Here is a 4,437-nt window from a genome sequence, read left to right as displayed (position 1 = left end):
TAGCAAGTAGGATTCTAGAGATAGCGACTACACCTAAACCCACTATTAATACTGTAACAAGCAATGCAAGTTTCTTTTTCATTTAGTTCACCAAGTCCTTCATATAGATAATATGGTCCATCTGATTTGCAAGTGCCAAATCATGTGTCGCAACAATCAATGTCGTATCTGCTGTGACCAGAGATAGCAATAATTCACCTACCTGCTCTCCAGTATCATCATCCAAGGCACCAGTGGGTTCATCAGCCAAAATAAGCTTAAACTTTTTTAATAGCATTCGGGCAATCGCAACTCTCTGAGCTTGGCCTCCTGATAATTCATAAATCCGTGATGTTAAGTAAGTCTCATCTAAACCAACTTGTTCCAGCGCCACTATCTGCTTGGACCTATCTTTTTCAATCATTTTCAAATTTTGCGCAACATTTTTATCATCTATCAAAGCGTAACTTTGAAAGACATAGCCCAAATAGTCTTTGAAATATTGTTTTTCTTTCATCTGCCAAATCGGTTTTGACGCAACTAAAACATCACCACTTGTGGGCCTTTCAAGACGGGCTATCGCATTTAAGAACGTTGTCTTACCACTACCTGACACCCCTACTAGTGCATATGAGCTACCTGCTTCAAACGTCAAGTTCACATTTTCATAGACTATTTTTTTGCCAAAACATTTACACAATGCTTTTAATACGATCATGTCATGTCGCCTCCTTTTAAGATACTCATTTTATTTTTGTGTAACTTACGAAATGCACCTATATAGATAAGCCAGATAGCCAGTAAATATAAGCCAAGTAAGCCCAGGATAATTTGCCACGACCCTAATAAAAACCAGCAAAGATATTCAGCAAAGCTCAGTGTAATCACCAAAGAGATAAACTGTCTATAAACAGACCTGCTAAAGCCTAACCCATTCAGCGTGCGGATAATAATCTCCTTACGATTGAGCTGAATTTGCATTTTTAGAAAATCATAAACCACGACTAGCTGTAATAAGAATAAAATGACAGTGAGTGTCATACCAGAAATAAACTGTCTGTTTAGGTCATTAGCTGTCGCCTCCAAACTTAATTTAACATTTTGAAAATGATGGACTTTTTGGATGACCTGATGATCCGCTAATTTTTTTTGCAGTCCTCTTGTGTCATACATGGCATCAAAAGTAAAATTACCAATCAGAAAATCAGTCCTATCGTTTTTAGGTAATTTCCGCCAATCTAAATTAACCAATATCATATCTTCCTTATCACTATCTGGTAGGGATAAGGGAGATGCACTCTCCAACATAAATAAGAAAACTTTTTGCTTATTTGGTACGAACTGCCAGTCTATCTCTTCTTCCGAAAGTAGATTTGACACCCCCCTCATGGCAAGTAGTTTGATATCAGCGATCTGCTTACGATATTTTTCAGGAATATAAACCGTCACTGCTTTATCAGAAGTCGCCTTAAATTGACTTTCTGGATGAATTTCTCTATTCAATGCCAACACTTTGGGATTAATGATATAAGTCTTTTCAGCTATCGTTTGGTTAACAGATCTCATTTCTATGCCTTTACCTGCAACATAAATATCTACTTTACCAGTCCAGCTTGCTTGTTCATTTGCCAATTTAGCAATCAAAACCTCATCATTTGAGATACTATTTGCAAAATTTCGCATATTTTGATTATCGCGTCTTATTTGGTCATTTTGTGCTACTGAGTTACCTGTTGGATTGCCATTCTCTAAAAAACGCCACCAGACTCTAGCATAGTTTCCTGCTAATCGCCAGTTTTTGACCAGCTTTTTTTGTGACTGATACGTTGGATAATTTTTGACAATGATGACCGTTTCATAGGTGAGTAAAATCGTACTTAATGCAAGCACAAACAGCCAAATGACTTGAACTTTCTTACCACTCATTTTATTTTTTTGGATATCTGATATCGTTGCCGCTCTTACTTGCCATAAGAAAATGGTATAAGCCACAACTTGTATGAGACTGAATAGACATAAAAACAAGCCTAAAGTTAGTAAAAAAGCTATCACTTGAACTGTTCCAAAATAATGATTCATACTTGCAATCACTGTTCCGAATACAATAAAATTAACTAAAATCGTTGCCATCGCACCAAGGAAATGCCTAGCCTGTTGTCTTTGAAATATGCCAAAACTCCGTTCGATGACAGCTTCTTTCAGTCTCATAACAAGTAAGGCATAAGTCACTACAAAGCTCATAAGCAATAAGGTGAAAAAAGAAACAGCGTATAAATCACCTCCTGTTAAAAAAGAAGCGGCAACCAACCATATGGGGGTCTTGATCACCTTAAATTGCAAGCCCATATCTCTAAAACGCCCCGTCATATTAGGTGATAGCTTACCAATGATATAATAATTACCTGCCACTGTCGTCGTTTTAAGTAAGTTTTTATTTTGGGTATATCTAGTTGGCTCACCAACCATTTTTTTACTAGCGCCAAACACATAGCCAAGTATCTTCCCATCATCATTTAACACATTTTTTATGATGCTCACCTGTTCAGTATTAGCCAGTTTATCTAAGTCATTATAAAAAGTACTACTATCGAGACTAGTTTTATTTTTCGTGATGACCATTGAACTATCAGCTGGATAAGGCAAGGCACCACTTGGGCTAAAAAAGGACATACCAGCAAAAGCTAATAACCAAAATAATAGGGAAAAGAAGCTTAGTACACTATACGTTTGGAATGCGCTACTCACATGACTTAANATTTTTTTATCATAACCCACCTACCAAAATAATATGCAATTGATCTATGACACATATATAATATTTAAGAAGTACCATAAATTTTTTTGTATAACTTCCTGTAAAAACTAATCGTTTATTAGCAAACGAAGTCGGACCGTGCAACATTTTTTTCGCAGGAGTAGTTAGTAATGCTAAAGTTGATGATGTTAATACTACGACAGTTACTATTTGCATAGGCACTTTTCTAAGTTTTGCCATATTGTCCCCCATTCCCCTTAACTATAACGAAATAATACTAAGAAATTCGAATACATAGTACAAACATACTTTCTAATTCATAATATTTTTACAGTAATAATAATATAATCCCAGATTTCCATAGTTTGATTTTGTAACACTTGACTATTTAAAAAGTCAAGCCATCTACTACCAAATAAAAAAATGTATAGCAATAAAAAATATAAATGACATAATATTTAAAAGAAGCTTAACACAAGCATTATTTGGGTTAAGCTTCTCATTTCTTTATTTCAAAGCATTATTTTTCAGCAAACTTATCTGCCAAAGTAGTAGACATTCCATCCAGGATATGACTTAGTTCCTAAATCTAATTTGTCTTGTTTATGAGATGAATAAGCCATACCATAATCTTCACTATCATAACTGCGCGTTACACCAAGTCGATTATTAACATATGCAATAGAACCATATAATCTGGAATCTAAAACTGAGTAATTTGAATAGGCATTAGTTGATCCATTTTTTGAACTATGATCCCATTGGTCAATCAACCACGGATGGGGATTTTCTGCCGCTGCATTTATTGCACCGACTGTTGCTGTACCCAATGTTGCCACGGCAACCGTTAACATTGCGATTTTTTTAAGTTTTGTCATATCGTCTCCTTTTTTCACTAATTAATATCATCATCATATTAAATAGTCCTTCATAAACATGCATAGAAATCAACTGAACCAATATCAAGTATCATAGCTACAAACCACATGCTATTGACCTATTACAAGAAAAAGGTTCAGATTTTCCTATGTGCGACAGTAATATCACCTTTATTTGCAACTAAATTTGATATAAGTGAAGCATATTTTATACTCCCCATTATGAATGAAATAAGGCAAGTAACAAAATAGCTTCTTTTAGAAAGTCGTTCGAACTGACTTACAAGATTAATAATATCATACATTTTTAGCTAAAATCCCAAAATTGCTAATCCGCAAGATTTATGGGATGTAATTGCTAATCAGCATAAATTTCTTTACCATATTGCTAATTAGCAATTGCTTTAATCAAAAAGGTGTTAGCGATACATGACAAACTTTATCAACAGTTTATTTTAGACAAGAGCACACTAACATCTGAGTTTGATTTCAAGGTTAAGGTATCATTTTTCTTGACGGTCAGTTCTTTTTTCCTTATCTCCTGCGCCTAGTTAATTAAGAGTCAAGTAAGTACACCCATCATTTTACAAGTTTTAACGCAACAGATAGTCCCGGATCAGTTGTTTTTACTGCTAAAAACTGCTGATTTTTTACCTTAATCTTGAGACTAGGCTTATCTTCTGTCAGCTTAAAACTCTTCGACTCTTTTATATTATCAGGAGCATAAACAACAAGTTGTACCTGCCCTGCCATGGTATTTCCAGATTTATCTGTCCATTTACTGAAAGCACCGTCAATCGAAACAGTATAGTCACCACTAGGAAA

4 protein-coding genes are annotated in these 4,437 nt (G+C 34.9%); all 4 read right to left on the bottom strand.

The window, feature by feature from the left end:
• Window positions 1–82 precede the first annotated feature (82 nt).
• The gene (locus tag RU86_RS11415; RefSeq protein WP_096815407.1) at window positions 83–697 is read right to left on the bottom strand and encodes an ABC transporter ATP-binding protein; all 615 of its coding nucleotides are present in this window, start codon (window positions 695–697) and stop codon (window positions 83–85) included.
• A gap of 2,046 nt (window positions 698–2,743) precedes the next feature.
• On the bottom strand, window positions 2,744–2,974 hold the full coding sequence (locus RU86_RS11405; RefSeq protein WP_143468127.1) for a hypothetical protein: 231 nt from the start codon (window positions 2,972–2,974) through the stop codon (window positions 2,744–2,746).
• A 296-nt stretch (window positions 2,975–3,270) separates the two neighbouring features.
• Window positions 3,271–3,630, bottom strand: coding sequence for a hypothetical protein (locus RU86_RS11400; protein ID WP_143468126.1), 360 nt, complete (start codon window positions 3,628–3,630; stop codon window positions 3,271–3,273).
• Window positions 3,631–4,191: 561 nt separating this feature from the next.
• On the bottom strand, window positions 4,192–4,437 hold a 246-nt coding region (locus RU86_RS12155), incomplete at its 5' end, for a hypothetical protein (RefSeq protein WP_179296286.1).

The organism is Pseudolactococcus piscium, assembly GCF_002441695.1.
Classification (GTDB): domain Bacteria; phylum Bacillota; class Bacilli; order Lactobacillales; family Streptococcaceae; genus Pseudolactococcus; species Pseudolactococcus piscium.
Note: the sequence above shows the minus strand (reverse complement) of the source record. Positions and strands in the feature narration are given on the sequence as shown.

Coding starts and splice junctions, on each gene's coding strand:
- RU86_RS11405 (WP_143468127.1), bottom strand. CDS start 2,974: ATGGCAAAACTTAGAAAAGTGCCTATGCAAATAGTAACTGTCGTAGTA.
- RU86_RS11415 (WP_096815407.1), bottom strand. CDS start 697: ATGATCGTATTAAAAGCATTGTGTAAATGTTTTGGCAAAAAAATAGTC.